General features: G+C 42.9%; 14 protein-coding genes and 1 pseudogene. 9 read left to right on the top strand and 6 right to left on the bottom strand.

The features are described from left to right. Window positions 1-81: 81 nt before the first annotated feature. From BS19_RS00080 to BS19_RS00070, 3 genes are all read left to right on the top strand, one after another. Window positions 82-1,446, top strand: coding sequence for a cache domain-containing protein (locus BS19_RS00080; protein ID WP_038172417.1), 1,365 nt, complete (start codon window positions 82-84; stop codon window positions 1,444-1,446). Further along, entirely contained in the window at window positions 1,439-2,077 is a 639-nt protein-coding gene (locus tag BS19_RS00075) for a response regulator (RefSeq protein WP_038172413.1), read from the top strand. The genes BS19_RS00080 and BS19_RS00075 overlap by 8 nt, the downstream gene beginning before the upstream one ends. 162 nt (window positions 2,078-2,239) lie before the next feature. Next, window positions 2,240-2,842 carry a 2OG-Fe(II) oxygenase gene (locus tag BS19_RS00070; RefSeq protein WP_038172411.1) on the top strand — a complete coding sequence of 201 codons (603 nt, stop codon included), beginning with the start codon at window positions 2,240-2,242 and terminating at the stop codon, window positions 2,840-2,842. Here the strand turns inward: BS19_RS00070 and BS19_RS00065 are convergent. Then, a complete protein-coding gene (locus BS19_RS00065) occupies window positions 2,839-3,705 on the bottom strand; it encodes a patatin-like phospholipase family protein (RefSeq protein WP_038172407.1) in 867 nt (288 codons plus the stop codon). The genes BS19_RS00070 and BS19_RS00065 overlap by 4 nt on opposite strands. 289 nt (window positions 3,706-3,994) lie before the next feature. Here BS19_RS00065 and BS19_RS00060 point away from each other — a divergent pair, with 289 nt between their 5' ends. After that, the gene (locus BS19_RS00060; protein ID WP_038172406.1) at window positions 3,995-4,216 is read left to right on the top strand and encodes a hypothetical protein; all 222 of its coding nucleotides are present in this window, start codon (window positions 3,995-3,997) and stop codon (window positions 4,214-4,216) included. 89 nt (window positions 4,217-4,305) lie between these two features. Here the strand turns inward: BS19_RS00060 and BS19_RS00055 are convergent, their stop codons facing one another. Together BS19_RS00055 and BS19_RS00050 are read right to left on the bottom strand one after the other, a co-directional pair. Then, the gene (locus tag BS19_RS00055; RefSeq protein ID WP_038172405.1) at window positions 4,306-5,598 is read right to left on the bottom strand and encodes an HD-GYP domain-containing protein; all 1,293 of its coding nucleotides are present in this window, start codon (window positions 5,596-5,598) and stop codon (window positions 4,306-4,308) included. 221 nt (window positions 5,599-5,819) lie between these two features. Beyond that, window positions 5,820-7,706 (bottom strand): PLP-dependent aminotransferase family protein, encoded by a 1,887-nt coding sequence (locus BS19_RS00050; protein WP_038172404.1) that lies wholly within the window; start codon window positions 7,704-7,706, stop codon window positions 5,820-5,822. A 416-nt stretch (window positions 7,707-8,122) separates the two neighbouring features. Between BS19_RS00050 and BS19_RS00045 the strand changes: the two genes are divergently transcribed. From BS19_RS00045 to BS19_RS00030, 3 genes are all read left to right on the top strand, one after another. Beyond that, window positions 8,123-10,015, top strand: a complete 1,893-nt coding sequence (locus BS19_RS00045) for a methyl-accepting chemotaxis protein (RefSeq protein ID WP_038172402.1) — start codon at window positions 8,123-8,125, stop codon at window positions 10,013-10,015. A gap of 444 nt (window positions 10,016-10,459) precedes the next feature. Then, window positions 10,460-10,858: a hypothetical protein gene (locus tag BS19_RS00040; protein WP_038172398.1), complete on the top strand. Its 399-nt coding sequence runs from the start codon at window positions 10,460-10,462 to the stop codon at window positions 10,856-10,858. Between the two features lie 721 nt (window positions 10,859-11,579). Further along, window positions 11,580-12,845: a site-specific integrase gene (locus tag BS19_RS00030; protein ID WP_038172387.1), complete on the top strand. Its 1,266-nt coding sequence runs from the start codon at window positions 11,580-11,582 to the stop codon at window positions 12,843-12,845. Between the two features lie 81 nt (window positions 12,846-12,926). Here the strand turns inward: BS19_RS00030 and BS19_RS00025 are convergent, their stop codons facing one another. After that, window positions 12,927-13,397, bottom strand: a complete 471-nt coding sequence (locus tag BS19_RS00025; protein WP_038172386.1) for a hypothetical protein — start codon at window positions 13,395-13,397, stop codon at window positions 12,927-12,929. 976 nt (window positions 13,398-14,373) lie between these two features. Between BS19_RS00025 and BS19_RS00020 the strand changes: the two genes are divergently transcribed. Together BS19_RS00020 and BS19_RS20515 are read left to right on the top strand one after the other, a co-directional pair. Next, window positions 14,374-15,237: a phage integrase N-terminal domain-containing protein gene (locus tag BS19_RS00020; protein WP_038172385.1), complete on the top strand. Its 864-nt coding sequence runs from the start codon at window positions 14,374-14,376 to the stop codon at window positions 15,235-15,237. Between the two features lie 264 nt (window positions 15,238-15,501). Next, window positions 15,502-15,672 carry a GIY-YIG nuclease family protein gene (locus BS19_RS20515; protein WP_245609240.1) on the top strand — a complete coding sequence of 57 codons (171 nt, stop codon included), beginning with the start codon at window positions 15,502-15,504 and terminating at the stop codon, window positions 15,670-15,672. Between the two features lie 279 nt (window positions 15,673-15,951). On the opposite strand, the gene BS19_RS00010 is transcribed toward BS19_RS20515, so the two are convergent. Then, entirely contained in the window at window positions 15,952-17,202 is a 1,251-nt protein-coding gene (locus BS19_RS00010; protein ID WP_038172375.1) for a hypothetical protein, read from the bottom strand. Window positions 17,203-17,437: 235 nt separating this feature from the next. Continuing rightward, window positions 17,438-17,696: pseudogene (istB, locus tag BS19_RS00005) on the bottom strand (IS21-like element ISVch3 family helper ATPase IstB); the annotation flags it as partial.

The raw sequence follows: 17,696 nt of genomic DNA, 5'->3' as shown, positions 1-17,696 counted from the left end.
ACGATTTGATCACAACTCCTGCTAAAGTGAGGCTGCTTAACCGAAAGGTAAGCAGCCTTTGTTTTTTTATTGGGGAAAGGGATGCCTCTACAAGGAAAACTCATACTTCTCAGTCTACTGCCACTTATGTTGGTGACGGCATTGACCAGTTGGATATCTATCCACCAAGCTAAAACGCTTGGTGAAAAAGAGATTCAAATTTTTGAAGATGGATTGATTCGTTCCAAAGAGACAGCATTGAAAGATTATGTTGACCTTGCTTTTGATGCTATCGGGCATATCTACAATGACACCAGTTTACCTGAGCAACAAGCCAAACAGCAGGTTAAAGAGGTGTTAAATAAGCTTCGTTACGGCAAAGATAAAGACGGCTATTTTTTTGCCTATGATCAATTTGGCGTCAACTTAGTTCACCCGATACAGCCAGAGTTGGTCGGACAAAATCTTCTGCTTCTTCAAGACGAAAATGGTGATCACCTTATTGAAGCTCTGCTTAATGAGGCACAAAATGGTGGAGGTTTTCATCGTTACTTATGGCAAAAACCATCAACAGGAGAAAATGTCCCTAAACTCAGTTATGCCGCCTGGCTTGAAAGGTGGAACTGGATGGTGGGAACAGGGCTTTACATTGAAGATGTTACCTATGAGGTAGCGAATTTAAAGTCCGAGGTTAATAATAACATTGATACGACGTTTTTCTCGGTGATCGTCATTATGAGCGTCACCGTAGGAGTCATTGTGGTGATTACGCTAGCAGTTAACCTGCATGAACATCGATTGGCGGATAAGAGTTTAAAAGAGCTCGCGCATAAAACAGTGATGTTTCAAGAAGATGAGAAAAAGCATCTGGCCAGAGAGCTACACGATGGTATCAATCAGTTATTGGTATCGAGCAAGTGTCATTTGGAGTTATTGGCCAGTAAAATTGATGACGCTCCCCTTAAACAGCACCTGGCTCAATCGCAACAATCATTGATGACGGCGATCAATGAAGTGAGGCACATTTCGCATAACCTGAGACCAAGTGCGCTTGATGATATTGGCTTAGAAGCCGCATTAAACAGTTTACTGCTAGACTTTAAGGCGCACTCAGGTATCGATGTTGAAGCGACACTCAATACTGACTCTTCGAATAAGCTAAAATCGGAAGTGGCGACCACATTGTATCGCGTAGCTCAGGAGTCACTGACCAATATCGAAAAACACGCTCACGCTGACAGCGTCAGTGTCATTTTGCAGCAGATGGGCAATATGCTGCAGTTGATCATTCGTGATGATGGGGTCGGGTTCGATGTTAATGCAACCTTGAGGAAAAGCGGCATTGGTCTGCGTAATATGCGTGAACGTGTCGAATTTATTGGTGGCGAACTGGATATCGAAAGTCAGCCAGGGTTGGGCACTGAGATAACCGTATTGTTGGAGTTGGACGGATTAGTTTATGGATGAACCGATTAAAGTTGTGATTGTTGATGATCACCAAGTTGTTTTAGACGGTTTTAAAGCGCGACTGCAGACCGAATCTGATATTGATGTTGTTGGCTCTGCAAGTAACGGGCTAGAGGCGATAGAGGTTGTGAAGGCGCTGCAACCGGATGTTGTTTTAATGGACGTTAGCATGCCATTGATGAACGGTATTGATGCAACGAAGGTGATCAAAGAATCGATGCCTGATGTAAAAGTGTTGATGTTAACCATGCATGACAATCGTGAGTACATTATGAAAGTGATGCAGGTGGGGGCCGTCGGTTATATGCTCAAAGAGATCTGCGCACAACGCATGGTTCAAGCGATCAAAACCGTCTATCAAGGCTCGACCTATTTTTGTGAATCGGTCACACAAACCTTGTTTTCCCAAGAAGTGATCCCCGCAGCGCAACGGCCAAATCCACTCAGTCGCCGAGAAGAGGCGATCTTGAAGTTGGTGGCGGAGGGCAATAGTAGTAAAAAAATCGCATCACTTTTAAATATCAGTTACCGCACAGTGGAAACGCATCGGCAAAATATCAAACACAAACTGGACTTACACAGTACCGCGGAGCTAGCAAAATACGCGCTTGAGCAGGGTATCGTTGCGTAGTGAATGTTTTCCTTGTGTGAAATTTGGCGTGACTTGGTGGTGGCGCCACAATTTTCTGTTTTGACCTCATTTGTCGTTACGACAAGAAATCTGATTAGTTGTTGTCTGTATTGATTGTGTATAAGCGTGGTTCCAATCGCCTTAATGGACTCCACGCGAGAAATGAACCAGCTTATCGATGCGTTATTTACCCAAGGATATTATGTTTGGGATGACTTTCTGTCGCCAAATGAAGTTGAGCAGTTACGGCAGTGTCTACCACCTGAATGGGAAAAAGCACGAATCGGGCGTGGTGAGCAAGCAGTGCGTGCAACCTCAATTCGCAGTGATAAAGTTCATTGGCTACACCGAGCGATGGACGCCCCTGTTTTGTCCTACCTCGATAAGATGGAATGCCTACGATTAGAAGCAAATCGTCATTTCTTTCTTGGTTTATTTGAGTATGAAGCCCACTTTGCCAAGTACGAGCGAGGAGATTACTACCAAAAACACCTCGACAGTTTTAAAGGCAATGAGAATCGTAAACTGACAACCGTCTTTTACTTGAACGACTCATGGACAGTGGATGATGCTGGTGAGCTAGCGATCTATGACCTTGAAGATAAGCACTTGCTGACTATCGCCCCAAAGTCAGGTCGGTTACTGGTGTTTTTTTCTGAGCAATTTCCACATGAAGTGTTGCCGACCAATAGTGAGCGTTACAGTATTGCTGGGTGGTTTCGCGTCAATGGAGTACAAAACAACCGGCTTGATATCGCCAACTAGATACAGAAGTGACAGTTTTCACGGGTTAAGCCATGTACACCTTGTCGACTAGCAAGGTGTTGTTGTCCTTTTGAACGTCCCATCTGATAACCTTGCTCTAATAATGTTTGTTTCATGGTTAAACGCTTGACGGCAAATGTCTGTGAGGGTGCGATAACTCTGATGGTGGCATCAACAGGTGGATGGCGAATAAACTCAAGCGATTGATTGTAGCGCCTAGCTCGGTCGACCATCGCATCGCCTATCTTTGGATACTGTTTAAGAAGGCGTTTAAAGACTAACGCGCTTTTTCGTACTGGCATTTGATAGCTGAGCGGATGAGACAGTATTACCGTGATCTCTCGTGCACCACGTCGATAAGCTTCGATGACAGGGATCGAATCGGCGACGCCGCCATCGGTGTAACAGCCACGTGATAAACAGGGAGTCTGTTTGTAGGCGATTGGCAGCGCGCTAGTGGCTTCTAGCACTTTCTCTAAATTGTCAGCATTTACCTGATAGTAGTCAGCACGGCCTGTTTCGATATTAGTCGCCGTCGCAATTAAAGGGATGTTGTTAAACATAGTATCGGTATCAAGCGGATACTGTTGATTCGATTGTGTCACCAACCACTTTACATCAACAAGGTTGCCTCCTTTAAGGAAGCGAGCAGGATTATAAAACTGCTTATCTGTCGCAAGTTGAGTAATCACTTGGTAACTACGACCAGATTGTTTGGCTAAGTACCCGACTAAATTAGAGACCCCCGCCGATACTCCAAGTGCGAAATCAAAGGGATAATAGTTTTGCTCGATAAACTGATCTAACACACCTGCCGCAAAAATACCTCGCATTGCCCCACCTTCAACCACTATCGCTTTCATCGTTACTTCATCATCTGCTGTTCTTCAATATCGACAGTGTAATTAGTGTTGATAGGTTTTTGAAATGGGTGGTGTATATCACTGCGATAGAGTGTTCCTATTGATAGAAAATACCAATGTAATTGATAGGGAATGACTGGTTCAAGATAACACCAATAAGGACTAGCTTAACTAAATGGCCAGACAAACAAGCAGTTAAAATGATTGTCTGTGCATATACACAGGTGTTTTCTTGCATTGCTATTAAACTGAACTATACTGTTTATAAATACAGGTTAAGGAGGTGTGTATGTTGTTAGAAACGATTGAACGTGTAAACCGCCTACGCCAACAAGCGTTGAGCGATCCTAAATTTCTTAATTCTGCCAAAGAGCATGAGAAAGCATTGCAGGCGCAAGAACAACGTTGTGTGAGCCAAGCTAATAAAGCTAAGTCTCGTAAGGATCGAAGTCTTGCCAATATCTACCACCAAGCCGAATTTGGTCAGCGTAGTGATAGTTCAACTCACTAGATACGGCTTTTATGTGGCATAAAAAGATATTACTAGGGGAGCACTTAGCTCCCCGTTTTTGACATTTTATTCATCGATTCGCCAATGGATCATGCTGCATAGAGAGGATGAATGTTTTCATCTGGTGATATCGACATTAGGTAGAAATCATCCAAGTTATTATTGAGATATTGAAAAACTTCATCGTCAATTAGTTTATCCGTCACCATCGGCTGCATGATGTCGATAATTTCATTGGCTGTAAGACGATCACGATACGGGCGGTCTTGCGACAAGGCTTGAAAAATATCGGCAACAGCAATGATTCTTGAGGGTAAATCAAGGTCTTTAGCTGATTTATTGTACGGGTAACCTGTTCCATTGAGTTTTTCGTGATGATTTGAGGCCCATTCTCCAATCTTTGAGTTAGGGAACACCATCTGCAGCGCAATTTCTGTGTCGATCGTGTGACGTTTGATGTGAATATACTCTTCAGCAGTGAGCTGACCGGGCTTATGCAAAATCTCGTCTGGTGTACGCAACTTACCGATATCATGAACCAATCCAGACACATATAACATACGTGCAGTGTGCCTAGGTAGATGCATTGCCAGAGCAAGGTGCAAGCACAACTCGGCAACTTTGATTGAATGCTGGTAAGTAAAAGGACTTTTAGCATCGACAATACCCGCAATAAAGCGGCCTAACTGAATCAGATCATGCATCGAGAGATCTTTGTGCAGCCATTCTAAGTGAGTGAAGTGCAACGGTATTGATTCAATGTTTTCAGGCTCCATCGCAAACCAAAAACCATCTTTGGTCACTAATTCACACAGAACTTCAACGTATTCTGGACGGAAAAGCGTGCCGCTGCGTTTATTGAGTTCGTCAGATATTTCCTTTTTGCGTAGTGTTACCAAGTCAGCGCTATTAGAACTAATATGTTTGGCACGCAGAAAGTCCAATCGATCCGAAATAAAAATAAGCGCCGCGATATCCTTCTCGTAAGGAGACAAATCGATCTCTTTCAATAGCTCCCAATGGGTATGATGATGAAGAATGATTGTAGAAAACTTGGCCAGTAAACTGCACTTATTAAGGGCGTTAAATCCGACAGAGCAGTGCGTTTGGACGTGGGCTGGTGTTAATTCGCGGATAAGTTCTTGGTGTTCATTCGTTTGCGATACACCACAATCGTGTATAAGGCCTGCGAAAAAAGTAAACTCTTGTTTTTTTATCGGCCAGTTGAGTCGTTTCGCACACTCATGCGCGATATAGGCGACGCGATGATTGTGGTGAATGTCATCGACACCGACATAGTCTAGTGCCCGAGCTACCCAGACGAGCGCGTGCTTAAGATCCACAGAAAAGGATTCGGCACCTACGGTTTTTATCTTTTCCACCAACGAACACCTCAAGCTAATGATAGTTAAGTAATTTTCAATCACTGAAAGGCTAGTCTAAAAAAGTTGCTTCACGAGTGATGCTGCTCAAAATTACAGTATTTGAGTTGGTAAATGTGATGAGTGGTGTGAAATGCGTTGATATCCAAAGTAGGCCGCGCACCTCAAAAACATGCTGATGAATTTGAGGTGCCACTAGCCTTTATGAATGTTCGAATTGATCAGCGAAATGAACGCCCCCTAAGAGGTAAACGAACTTGTTTGAGGGTATTCGTGACACGAGGTTTAGTCACTGTTGTGTGCTTAATTGACTCAAATAAAACAGGATCAAATGCATCTGGCTGTTTGAGATCATGACATAAGCTGTCGATCAGAGTCTTGTCTACGTCCCACATCGTGAAAAGGTGAACATAGTGCCTCTGCTCTTTATTTTGGCCCTCTCCTAAGGTGATGCTCTCTTTAGCAAGCGAGTAACGGAAAATGATCGATTCATTCGGTTGGCAGAAGATAAGAGAGAGCGACAATGGTGTTCTTTGTAACCACAATCCTTTTGGTAATCCCACTCCCTTGTTACGCCAAAAGTCGGCCACAAGAGACAACTGCTCATAAGCATAATGTGCCATTTGTTGTGCTTGCATGGCGAGCTCGATTTGTTGCTGATAACTGTTACGAGCAAAATATTCCCAAAGTACTAGCGGAGAGAGCCCATTACGTGAACCAGCAAAGGTGGTATCGGGGGAGCCAATGTATTCTGGGTTATCAGGTGGGGAAACCATAAATTGTTGTTTGGTCATGTAGACGCCTGTCGGCCAAGGAGCCCCCGGCCATTTATGTCCGCTAGTGACAATCGAGTGAACCATAGGGTTACTGAAGTCAAAATTAGGCCCAGTGTCGTCACCATGCTTGGCAAAGTACGTCTGATACTCTTGGCAATCCTTGGCCATTTTAATGAAGGGTAGGTAGCTGGCGCCAAGTGCTCCATCGATATGAAGCCAGTAACCTGTGCGAGTCTCGTAGTGGCTCTGGGGATCTTTAGGGTCAACGGGCACCTTTCTTTGCCACAGTCCATTGGCTTTTAAAATTGGTTCCAATCGACGAGTAACATGGTCAACATCATCATAGGCGCCTTTAAACGTCGTACCGCAGTTGAGAACCACCAAAATAGGGTGACCTTTTTCAGCAAAAAACGTCACGTATTTAACGAGTTTTTCAATATCAATTGCACCGGAGCCTGCTGGAAGGTCTGCAGTTGGTTTCTCTGACTCGACCTCGCTTGGCCAAGGTTTTCCTAGTTCGACGGGGTTCTGTTGCGGGTAAAGTCGATTCCCAAGTTCACCAAAGGTATCGATTTTTTCAACCGCCATCGCCTTCACGATCGAGTAATGAGTGTCCTCTGAGAAAAATGCGACAGGAGTATAAGCATTGGCGTTTTGTGGTGGTGGGCAAGGGTAGTGTGCATAGACTTCGCTATTCATTATGGTTGTGCCGGTTTCGGTTTCAGATCGTATTTCCTCTTCTAACAACATCACACCACTTAAATAGTCTCGAGCATTGAGCATCGCATATAGGTTTCCTTCGGTACTGCCCATGGTAAGGACATAACCCCAGTAACTCTGTGGATCACCTGATTGAAACTGGTTGTTCTTATCGATATATGGCCCTTGAGATGGCCATTTTGCATTCCATAAACAAGCAAAATAGTCGAGCACCGAGCGCTCTACACATTTTGAATTGATCGTATAGTTGCCGTTGACGAAAGGGTCACCCACGTTGTTTAGACTGGCGTTAAGAAAAGGGGGTAAATGACTTTGATAGTGGATTTTTTCTTCCGTTTGATAACCAAGAAAGTGCAGTTTTTGTCCATCAACATAGGCAAGAAGTTGTCGAAAAACTTGGTCTTGTTCACTTGCCGTTTGCCCACCGGGAGGCAGCTCTACATCAAAGCTGTTAACGGCTTGTTCGGTGTAGTGAAAATCATAATTTCTTTCGGCATAGATCTTGGTCGGATCTGCTGAAGGTGGGGAGATCTTGCCAAGCGCGAAGTCGGGCACCTGTTCTATCCAGGGTTCTCGCCTAGGACCGTACTTAATGTTGGTTTTTTCACTCATAATTGTTGCTCCAAGTTTTTAAGATTGTTTTATCCGGAACAAGTAGCGAGAGCTTTTTCGCTACCTAGCCAACCACGATATGTTCGTGTATCGCTTACTATAGTCACCTGGTTGAATATCATCTTGAGCAATTTTAAAAGTATTAACTCAGTCGCATATATGCTTGTCGGGATTTACTAAAGACTAAATAAGGCGATTTTTCGAGAATAAATACTATTCAAATGTTGATAGTTGTTGTCAAAACAACTAAACATTCTATTGATAACTTAGTTGCATATAATTAAAAAGAGTTATCATGGCTAGGTGATAGATTGGTTTTCGTCTTTGCGTATTGAGTGATCAGTAACGTGAAGCACAAAATTAATGACCAACATCATCAAAAATACCGCTCTAACACGCAAACCGTGAGGTATAAGATGAATTTAGGCTTTAAATCAAGAATTTACATTGGCGTAGGGGTGCTCGTCGCGGCTTCTCTCATCGTATTGGGCACGCTCAATATCGTCGCGATGAGAGACAATATGGTTGACGGCCTAGTGGCGAAAACATCAGACAAACTGAGTTTTCATGTGGCAGAGCTTGAGCAGATGATGACGTTTAAAACTCAGGCGATTAAGAATGGTGCCAAAAGTTTTAACCTCCAACTCAACGATGACGACAATCAACGCTTAGTTGAACTTCTGGCGACAAGCGCTTCGATTTCAAATGTCATCATGTCCTATCAAGACGGTCGTTCGTATATGTCGCTTGACGATAGCAAATACGATTTTCGTACCAGAGACTGGTATCAAAGTGCGAAAAACGCCTCTGACGTCACGGTTACCGGAGTATATAAAGACCAAATTACTCAACAGAAAGTGGTCAGTGTAACGATGCCTGTTAAGCAAGAGGGGCAGCTGATAGGCGTTTTATTGGGTGATATAAAACTTGGCGATGTGATCAGTGCGGTGAGCAATATGCGTTTTGCTGGTGGTGCAGCGACACTAACTGACAACAATGCGGTATTTTTTGCCAGTGACGATTCGAATGATATCGGAAAAACCCCTTCGCAAATTAGCGCAAATTTCGCTGACATGGAGCGCGCCTTTTTCTCGCAACAATCTGGCCATTTAAGTTTTCCTTATCTCGGTATTCAATTTGATGGTTATTTCGAACGCGTTAACCTGACCCCCGATATGTATTGGACCTTGATGGTATTTGTTGATCAAGAGAGTGCGCTGGTGGATGTTTACGCAGCAATGTACGAATCTTTGCTGACCGGCGGCATATTACTGCTTGTCAGCTGTGGCGCGATTTTTGTTATTTTACAATACGCTTATCGACCGCTGTTGAAATTAAAAAGCGCGGTGCTTGACTTGTCTCATGGTACCGGTGATCTGACGCAGCGACTCAAAATTGAAGGCGATGATGATTTAGCTCAGATAAGTCAGGGCTTCAATCGATTTGTTGAAAACCTCCAAGAGATGATGCTGCATATATCGCAAGCCAGCCAAAATATCTCGGTTAGTGCTAAACAGTTGGGCACGACGGCGCGTGAAAATGAGGCCAAACTGGTGACCCACTCAAGTGAAACAGAGCAAGTGGTGACTGCCATTACTGAAATGAGTGAGAGCGCTCGAACCGTAGCAGAAAACGTCAATCAATCAAATCGCATCACCGAAGAGGCGAGTAAAGAAGCAGAATCATCTCTTGCCATTGTTAATAACGCTGTTAGCACCGTAAGTGCGTTAGTGACAGAAGTAGAGGACATGTCAAACCGCATTCTTCGCATGAATCAAGACGCGAATAAGATCAGTAATGTGTTGACTGTGATTGGTGAGATCTCTGAACAAACCAATTTACTTGCGCTTAACGCTGCGATAGAAGCCGCTCGCGCGGGTGAGCAGGGTCGGGGTTTTGCCGTTGTTGCTGATGAAGTTCGTGCTCTTGCCGGGAGAACGCAAAACAGCACGATGGAAATTTCTGACATGCTTAATCAGTTACTTGGTGGTACAGAAAGCGTCGTTAAGGCTATGGACTCAACCAAAAGGCAATGCCAAGAGACCGCAGATAAAACCGCTGAAGTGTCTGAAAGCCTGACCGTAATGAGCACATCGGTACAAGAAATTGATGATGTCAGTACTCAAATTGCGGCAGCTACAGAAGAACAAAGTACCGTAGCAGAAGAGTTAAGTCGTAATATGCTGTCGATCCGAGATATTGTCGAGTCATTGGTCACTAGCGGTCAGCAAACGGTACAAGCGACGGAGTTGCTTAATGACACCAATGACGATCTTAAGCGACAGGTCGCCAACTTTAAGCTGAGCTAATTCAAATAGTTAAAGCGAGAAACAGAAAAACATCAAATCGGCTTAACTGAGCGTTAAGCCGATTTTTAGTTTAACGTTTAAAACGACACACGGCTATCAAGGCAACAGCTATTCATGTTGACGTAACTAATTTTTGGACAAAAGTTTCTTAGTTAAAATGACTTAGAGGAATAAATTCACATAAGAAAAAGTATCTTGAGACTTTAAAAATTTGTATGTTTGCAGCTTATGTCCATCTAAAATCCTACTCTCAGATATGAAATTATAATACCTAGGTCTTATTTCCATTAACCATTAATACTTCTTTGTATTATCGCATTGGTGAATACGTCAAACCGAGTTTTATCAATGAGAGTCAGATCAAACTTCAACTGTGTACGTGTTTTCTACAGGTCATTGATACCTTACCATTCTGCCTGTTTACAATTTTTTAATAATCAACTTATGAAATTACCTCTATTTGCCTTATCTACCACGCTACTGATTAGCACTTCCTCTTTTGCTGACACTTACACTTATGTCTTTTGCGGCCTACCTGACGGGAGCGATTGGGATTGGTTAATTTCAGAGCAGGATGACTACATCACCATTGAAGGAAATTGGGGACGCGTAACAGAGACAACGGGGCGGTATTTTGATGTCTTCAAGGTTAACGAGCATACCTTTTATACCAAGGTGTTGCGTTGTCCAGCGGGTTACATCCCTCAACCAGCAGATAGAGGTACATCGCGTTGGCAGATCTTCGAAATCATTCGAGCCGATGGCTCAAGTTATCTTATTGACGCATATACAACCTATTATTTCCAAAATTCAGTTGAGTCAAACTTTCAACTTAGAGTTTAATCAGAAACTTCTCAGTTTAGCGCTGTACCACCTAAAAGTAAGGCTCATTTTCTATGTTTAAACCATTCTTACTAGCACGTTCTATTTTGGTATCTTGTATCTACTCAGTACGAAGAGTGTGATTAAAGAGAACGGAAAATTACTTTAACTTCAATGATTTGAAGAAAATTGAGCGCGTTTTTGAGGGCTCAAAAACGGTGAAACCCCGATGTTGGTAGTAAGCACAATTGTAGGGTATTGATTTTAAATGTTTTCATTACTTTATAGAGCATTTCGTATCTTAAAGTGACGTCTTAAATGCGAAAAGGCTCTAATTGGTAAAAGCTTATAAATCAATTGGTTGTAATTTTGCTACTACTGTATAAGTCCACCCTATAGCGACTGGCATCGGCCACTTTACTCCTCTTCATTTGCTTTTGTGGCCAATTGCCGCGTAAAACAAATCTTACCGAAAATTTCATGCATAGTTTTTCTCAAGCAGTTTTCATTTTTTGAAATGTGAGGAGAAGAACATGGCAATCCGATACTTAAGACCGAGTCAGTACATTGAGGAGTTTTATCCTGGATCTGGTATGTGCAGCGCCACGATCATTAATTGGATAAAAATTGGGAAGTTGGGTGGCACTCGAACCCCCACAGGCCGATACCTTGTCTGTATAGATGAGGATATAGGCAACCCAGCCGATCGAATTTCAGAGTTAGTCAGATTTCTGGAGTCGTAATGGTAGGCCGAGCAAGAAGTAAAGAAACGGCTCACTACCCAGCATTTCTTGTACGAATGAGCCACAGGGGAGAGCTTCGCTTTCGCTTTACAACAGTTGAAGGTGTTAAACGACTTTTCCCTAGTGGCACAACTGAGCAAGAAGCGATTCAAGCGGCGTATGTTTATAACATGCAGAATAGGCCGGAATTGACGCAAGACTTCGATCTTAATGAGCCAACTCAATTTCAAAGAGCTATCTCCAAAGGGCGTAGAGATAAGTTTAATAAGCCATTAAAAGATTGGCTTCCAGTTGTATTGGCCCGTGTCAAAGCTGAAGAGAAGCTTTCAAAAGATGTATTTAGAAACTTAGAACGTGACTGCGAAAGGTTGGAAGAGCACATGGGTAAGTGCTTAACAAAATCGCTGAAGTTACAGCATATCAATGAGCACATTGGTAAATACTATGCAGAACTTAATAATCGACAGCTAAATGGAAAAATCAGCAATCTGAAAAAGATATTTTCCTATTTGGCTGATGAAAGTGCGATAGAGAGTAACTTTGTTCTTAACAAGAAACAGAGACGTTTATCGAAAGAGGATTACACCAAAGCGCGTCACAACTTAGATTACGAAAGTTATCTCCAGATCTATGAAGCAGCGCCACTGTTCTTGAAAGTCGCAATGTCTTTAACCCTAGAAACGACTCATGCTGTGCGAGAAATCTACCGATTACGTTATCGAATCAAGAAGCCTAGAGAAGGTGTATGTGGCATCCTTTGGAACCCAGAGGGCAGGGTAGATTACATTGACGGCCAACCCATCTATGGCACGCTGTATATCCATCGCCAGAAAGTCCAAAAGTCGGAGACTTCTGCGGTAGCGATTCCTGTCACTCAGGCGATTAAAGACATTGTCGATCTGTCTAAAACTTCAAGGTTGCACTGCCCGTATGTAGTGCATAGAAAACCTCGTCAGTTGCAGCGAGGTATCTCTAAAGAAACCGACCATCTTTATCAGGTTCACCACCACAATATAAGCAAAGAGTTCAGTAAAGTAAGAGATTCTTTGGGCCTATACGATCACCTCAAGAAAGCCCTTCGACCTACCTATCACGAGATTCGAGGTTTATCGGCCAGAATGATTGAAGAGCAGGGTATAAGCGCAACTGAGCGAATGGCCCATGCCAATGCAGATACAACGAAGATATACACGAGAGAAAATGATATTCGCTGGAATCAAGTTCCAGCGATTGAGGTGGAACCTAAGGTTAGTAATGAGCATTAGTTCGAACTGCTCAAGTGGTATCAATGCCTTCAAGGATACATTTGAACATAAACGTGTTACGTCAAGAGCTTGAAAGACAAATCAGTCACACAAGCTAGGGTCTAAAACATATGTTCGGCTTGAGGATTTTAGTGTGAGTTCTCGCTGAGATGTACATTCGATGTAGTTATATTGGTCTATTTTTTTTCTGATGCTGTTATCCAACCATATAGCAGAAACAACACTGCTCATCACCACTATCGCTACAGTATATAGCCCTGCTTTTGTTGAAAAAGGTATTTTTAGTAATAGCTCCGTTGATGGGTGGAGCATAGCTAAGGGAATGATCGTTACAAACCCAAATATTAGAAAGCCGACAAAAGAAGCGATATTGTTCAATAACCCTGCAATTCTTACTTTGGGAACTGTACCAATTAAATTGTTAATACCGACTAACTCATTAATTGAGCTGTAACTCAACCAAACCATAAAAACCATAACAGGCCAACTAAGCATTACTTTTAGCCAACGTTTTCTCTTTAACTTTCGGTTAAATTCGATACTAGAAACCATCAATCGTTTTCTCAATTTGCTTTTTCATGGGGTCAGTGAACTTAAATTCATCATCTAGTCTGGATATTTCCTGTCCAACTATAAACGCACTAACAGCGAAGACTCCGAGTGTTAAGGCTGTTGGCACAGCAAATACAGTACTCAGCGTTGCGACCCCAAGAAGAGTGACTCCTTGAGCGATAAAACCAGCTGCAATGCCCTTAGAGATGTCTGCTGTATATTGCCTTTCAAGAAATGAACGCTGCCTTTAAAGGTGTGTAAATGTTGACCAATTTTCAGCATTTGAACTGAAAGCCTAGCACCATATCAGTAAAATGGTCGGGGCAAAAATTTGCTCGATGCGCACCTACATCTTAAAGAATACAGTGGATTATTTAGTTTCTATCTAAGTCAGTTTTTTGGGGGCGAACAAGTTGGAGTAATGATATAAAAACAAGGTAGAAGTAAGTAAAGATACGTGAGTCCTGTCACTCCAAACATGGAGTGACAGGACAGACAGCGCCCACCATTACTACCTTCCGAGCTGATTTTCAGAATTGCCATCGAATGACGCCGAACCAAAACTGGCGCTGAGAGCGTCACTAAATTTGAATACTCAGCCTCCATCGAACACAATGAAATGGAATTAAATACGCAGCCATTGCTGCATAGCCTACTTGTAAAAGAAACCAACTAATTACCAGCGCATTCTTATCTCACCAGCCCTACGGGTTTCTGGGGATTAAGCAATTGCACATGGCTTACAGTCATTCAATTGTTCGGAATTTCTGACCGCACAGTAGTCTCACTCCATTACCTAATTGCTTCAAAGAAGTGATAGGCGTTCTGTCGAAATGAACGGGAGTAACAACACTAATCTGAAATCGCATTGATACCTAACTACTGCACCCGTGAAATAAGAACCTTCGAATGACAAGAGAAAGAGCCGACACCATACGGCTCTTTATTTTTCATTGAACAAGAAGAGGGTTAGCGCATGGCTACTAATTTCTATTTCCAAATTACCCGTTTACTACACCGAAACCCAGATGGCTCGAAAGCCACTCAAGCAGAGAGAAAGAAAGTGCTCAAGCTGGTGGATAGTCAACTGAAAGAGCTGAATGTACGAAATTTAGAGTTAAAGAACTTTGGCCGTCGACACGCCGTAAAGTTGTTAACTCATTGGCAATCTCAAGGCTTATCGGCAGGTACAGTAAAAAACCGAATGTCTCACCTAAGATGGCTATCAGAAAAAATTGGTAAGCCTGGGCTTATACCCGCTAACAATGCATCTCTAGGTATTGAAAAGCGCCACTATGTCACAAACATCAATCGATCCCGTCACATATCAAATGAGAAGTTATCTAGGCTCAATAACCGCTATTTAGAAGCGAGTTTCAGATTACAAGCCGCTTTTGGTCTTCGCCGTGAAGAGTGCATGAAGATAATACTGCGATTTTCGGATAAAGGTGATCACTTAGTCCTGACTAAAACGAAAGGCGCTAGACCGCGAATCATACCAATCAGAACCCAAGCACAGCGTGAACTCATCGACTCGATAAAAAAGTGGGTGGGGGATGGCTCACTTATACCGAAAGAGGATACGTATAAAACTCACCTAGGTAGATACGAACGAGCGTGTATCAAGATGGGGCTCGATCGTGCACATGGCTTGAGACATGCGTATGCGCACCAGCGATACCTTGAGTTGACGGGTAATAGCGCTCCTGCTGCGGGAGGCCCGTCAACGAAAGGGTTGAGTGGTGCAGACAAGCAGCGTGACTATGAAGCCAGAATGATCATTAGCGAAGAGTTAGGGCATAGTCGAGAGGAAGTGACAGCGGTTTATCTAGGACGTTGAATAATGGCCTCGTCATTTTAAGTTAGAGCTGTTTAGCGGAATGTCGAGCTGCAGGGCATTCCAAATTAGAACGGCTTTGGCGATATGTTTTAGCAACAGGGGGTTCTAAGTTAGAACGGTTTTAGTGTTATGTCGTAGCAACAAGGTGAATTAAGTGAGAATAGTTATAACAGTTTTTTGGGGAGGGTTACATACACGCGTAATAGTGCGTATGAAGGTCTGGCTTTGCCTGATGTGGACACTTCAGATACCGAGGTTTTGGGGATGGAATTTACCTGGAAAGAGATCATTGCGATTTCTGAAGATGAGTCGCCAGACAACGAACTTAAGAAGGTATTGTCTCAAGTTGGAGTCTACCTACAGCGGTCAACTGATGGCACTTCTCGCTATGTTGGTTCTGCATACAGCTGTGGAGGGATCTTGAGCTGTGGCTAAAACACCTCAATAGCAATGGTGATGCAAAACATCTTAACCTGTATGTGTTGGAGAATGGGTATAACAACTTGGTATTTATGTTCTTGAGTTTATCAGTGAAAGCTTGGCTCAAAGCAGAATGCCGCTGGAAGCAAACGTTAGGGACCAAAAATACGGGACCCTATGACGGTGTTAGGTTAAATCGAAATAAAGTGAGTCAACCCGTTGAAACCCAGCCATGACTTTTTGTTCATGACTGGGGTAACACGATTGGAGGCATCGTAGAGAAAATGATAGTGGTTACGATGTTTTACTAGCGGAACGTTTTTCAGATGGTGGAAAATAAGAAATTGAGTCAATGAGAATATCCAGTAGGACATCGTAACTATCACCAAATTCGGCTTTCCAATCAGATAAATTGTCGTCTAAATGACTATAAACGGAATACCAGTCACCGTATGATTTGATGGTTAACATGGTCTCATATTGCTTTTCTCCAACAGGATCTTTCTTCGTTCGAAAAATCGGACCGAGTTTGCTGAAGTTTTCTCTTCTGAGCTCGAGAGATCCTTGCTTAATCTTAAGTATCACGGGATACAACATACTCTCGGTATCACATGATAAGCTTTTCATGAACTCAATATCATAGTGTTCATTTCCTCGGGCAATGGTGTAAGACTCGTGAGAGAAGCTTCGATTCTCCGGCTTAATCATCATCTTCCCTTCGACCTTAATCGAGCCACTGATCCACCATGCATTGGCTTTTAGTTCAGCTGACGGAGTGACACTTAAAGGAAGTTTGCACATTTCCAAGGTCGCGCCTTGTCCAAAGCCCTCGAAATAACCGCTCATTTCATCATACACTTTATCACTTAAGAGTGTTTTGAAGATTTGTTTAAGGTCACTGCTCACTTGTTTGATTTGTCGGTCGACAAAATCGACATTTCTTGGGTCCACGACCGCTGCCATTCCTCGATCAATATCGTCTGCAAATACAAACCCTTTTACATTTTCTCCCAGAAATTCAGCCGTTACGATATAAAAATCCTGATTGGGATCCATGCCAATCACTTTAAGTTTTTCATTAACCTTTGGGTTGGTTGAAGACATGAAAACGGCACTTCGTGATGTCTTGCCTTGCGAGCGATAGTCGGTTATTTGCTCTAGGTTTGCTCGTTTATAGATTTCAATTTCAGTTCGGGGAAAGACATATTCACCTTCATACATAGATGCGGGGTCTAAAGTGTTTTGCAATACATACCCGGATTTACCTAGGTTCGTTTTTACTTGGTAGTAGCATTGCGAGATAGGGGGTCTTCCTTGCCGCTTTTTGTAATAAATCGTTTGCTTACCAAGCAGTTTTACAACAGCGCCTGATGGCAGGTAGGAAGAGACAGGGGCATGACTGTCAACTAAAGTCACCATAAAAGTACCTTTATCGACAACATGATTTTCCTTAGGTGTAGGTGAGTTATCACACTCACGAGCCTGAACGCTGCCAGCCAATAGCAGAAGTAGTAGAACCCCTTTTAGTTTTAGACCTAAATCCATATCAACTTTATCTCCATAACTGAGCGTTTTATAGCGGACCATTATGAAACAAGTTGTCAAATATGGATATAAATGAAAAGTTCGAGACTCAAGGATGTGATCAGATTTGGGTATTTTAATATCACATTTAATTGTTTGTAACGATATTGCATTGTTTGCGTATTTCGGTGATTGCGATCGCTCGTTTCGGTTTATTCCGATCACTTGAGCCTGCCGTTTTTCTCTCTTCCTATTTTTACTCTAAGTGATCGGATTGCGCCAGTTTTCTCATTGACTCACCTCCCAGTTCTATTCGATGACTATTGTGTACCAGCCGATCCATTAGAGCGTCTGCAACAGTGGCGTTGCCGATCATGTTGTACCATTCCTTAACGGGTAGTTGACTGATAACGATCGTGCTGCTGTTTTGGTAGCGGTCTTCCAGCACTTCCAGAAGATGGCCCGCATGCTCTTGAGTCAGTTTTTCCATTCCCCAGTCATCAAGGATAAGCAGT

Origin of the sequence: Vibrio pacinii DSM 19139, assembly GCF_000711795.1 — a bacterium.
Taxonomy (GTDB): Bacteria; Pseudomonadota; Gammaproteobacteria; order Enterobacterales; family Vibrionaceae; genus Vibrio; species Vibrio pacinii.
This window is presented reverse-complemented; position numbering and strand designations above follow the sequence as displayed.

Bases quoted from the DNA above. Each gene is read 5' to 3' on its own strand.
- BS19_RS00045 (WP_038172402.1), top strand. From the start codon at position 8,123: ATGAATTTAGGCTTTAAATCAAGAATTTACATTGGCGTAGGGGTGCTC.
- BS19_RS00020 (WP_038172385.1), top strand. From the start codon at position 14,374: ATGGCTACTAATTTCTATTTCCAAATTACCCGTTTACTACACCGAAAC.
- BS19_RS00080 (WP_038172417.1), top strand. From the start codon at position 82: ATGCCTCTACAAGGAAAACTCATACTTCTCAGTCTACTGCCACTTATG.
- BS19_RS00060 (WP_038172406.1), top strand. From the start codon at position 3,995: ATGTTGTTAGAAACGATTGAACGTGTAAACCGCCTACGCCAACAAGCG.
- BS19_RS00065 (WP_038172407.1), bottom strand. From the start codon at position 3,705: ATGAAAGCGATAGTGGTTGAAGGTGGGGCAATGCGAGGTATTTTTGCG.
- BS19_RS00050 (WP_038172404.1), bottom strand. From the start codon at position 7,706: ATGAGTGAAAAAACCAACATTAAGTACGGTCCTAGGCGAGAACCCTGG.
- BS19_RS00075 (WP_038172413.1), top strand. From the start codon at position 1,439: ATGGATGAACCGATTAAAGTTGTGATTGTTGATGATCACCAAGTTGTT.
- BS19_RS20515 (WP_245609240.1), top strand. From the start codon at position 15,502: ATGGAATTTACCTGGAAAGAGATCATTGCGATTTCTGAAGATGAGTCG.
- BS19_RS00070 (WP_038172411.1), top strand. From the start codon at position 2,240: ATGAACCAGCTTATCGATGCGTTATTTACCCAAGGATATTATGTTTGG.
- BS19_RS00025 (WP_038172386.1), bottom strand. From the start codon at position 13,397: ATGGTTTCTAGTATCGAATTTAACCGAAAGTTAAAGAGAAAACGTTGG.
- BS19_RS00030 (WP_038172387.1), top strand. From the start codon at position 11,580: ATGGTAGGCCGAGCAAGAAGTAAAGAAACGGCTCACTACCCAGCATTT.
- BS19_RS00010 (WP_038172375.1), bottom strand. From the start codon at position 17,202: ATGGATTTAGGTCTAAAACTAAAAGGGGTTCTACTACTTCTGCTATTG.
- BS19_RS00040 (WP_038172398.1), top strand. From the start codon at position 10,460: ATGAAATTACCTCTATTTGCCTTATCTACCACGCTACTGATTAGCACT.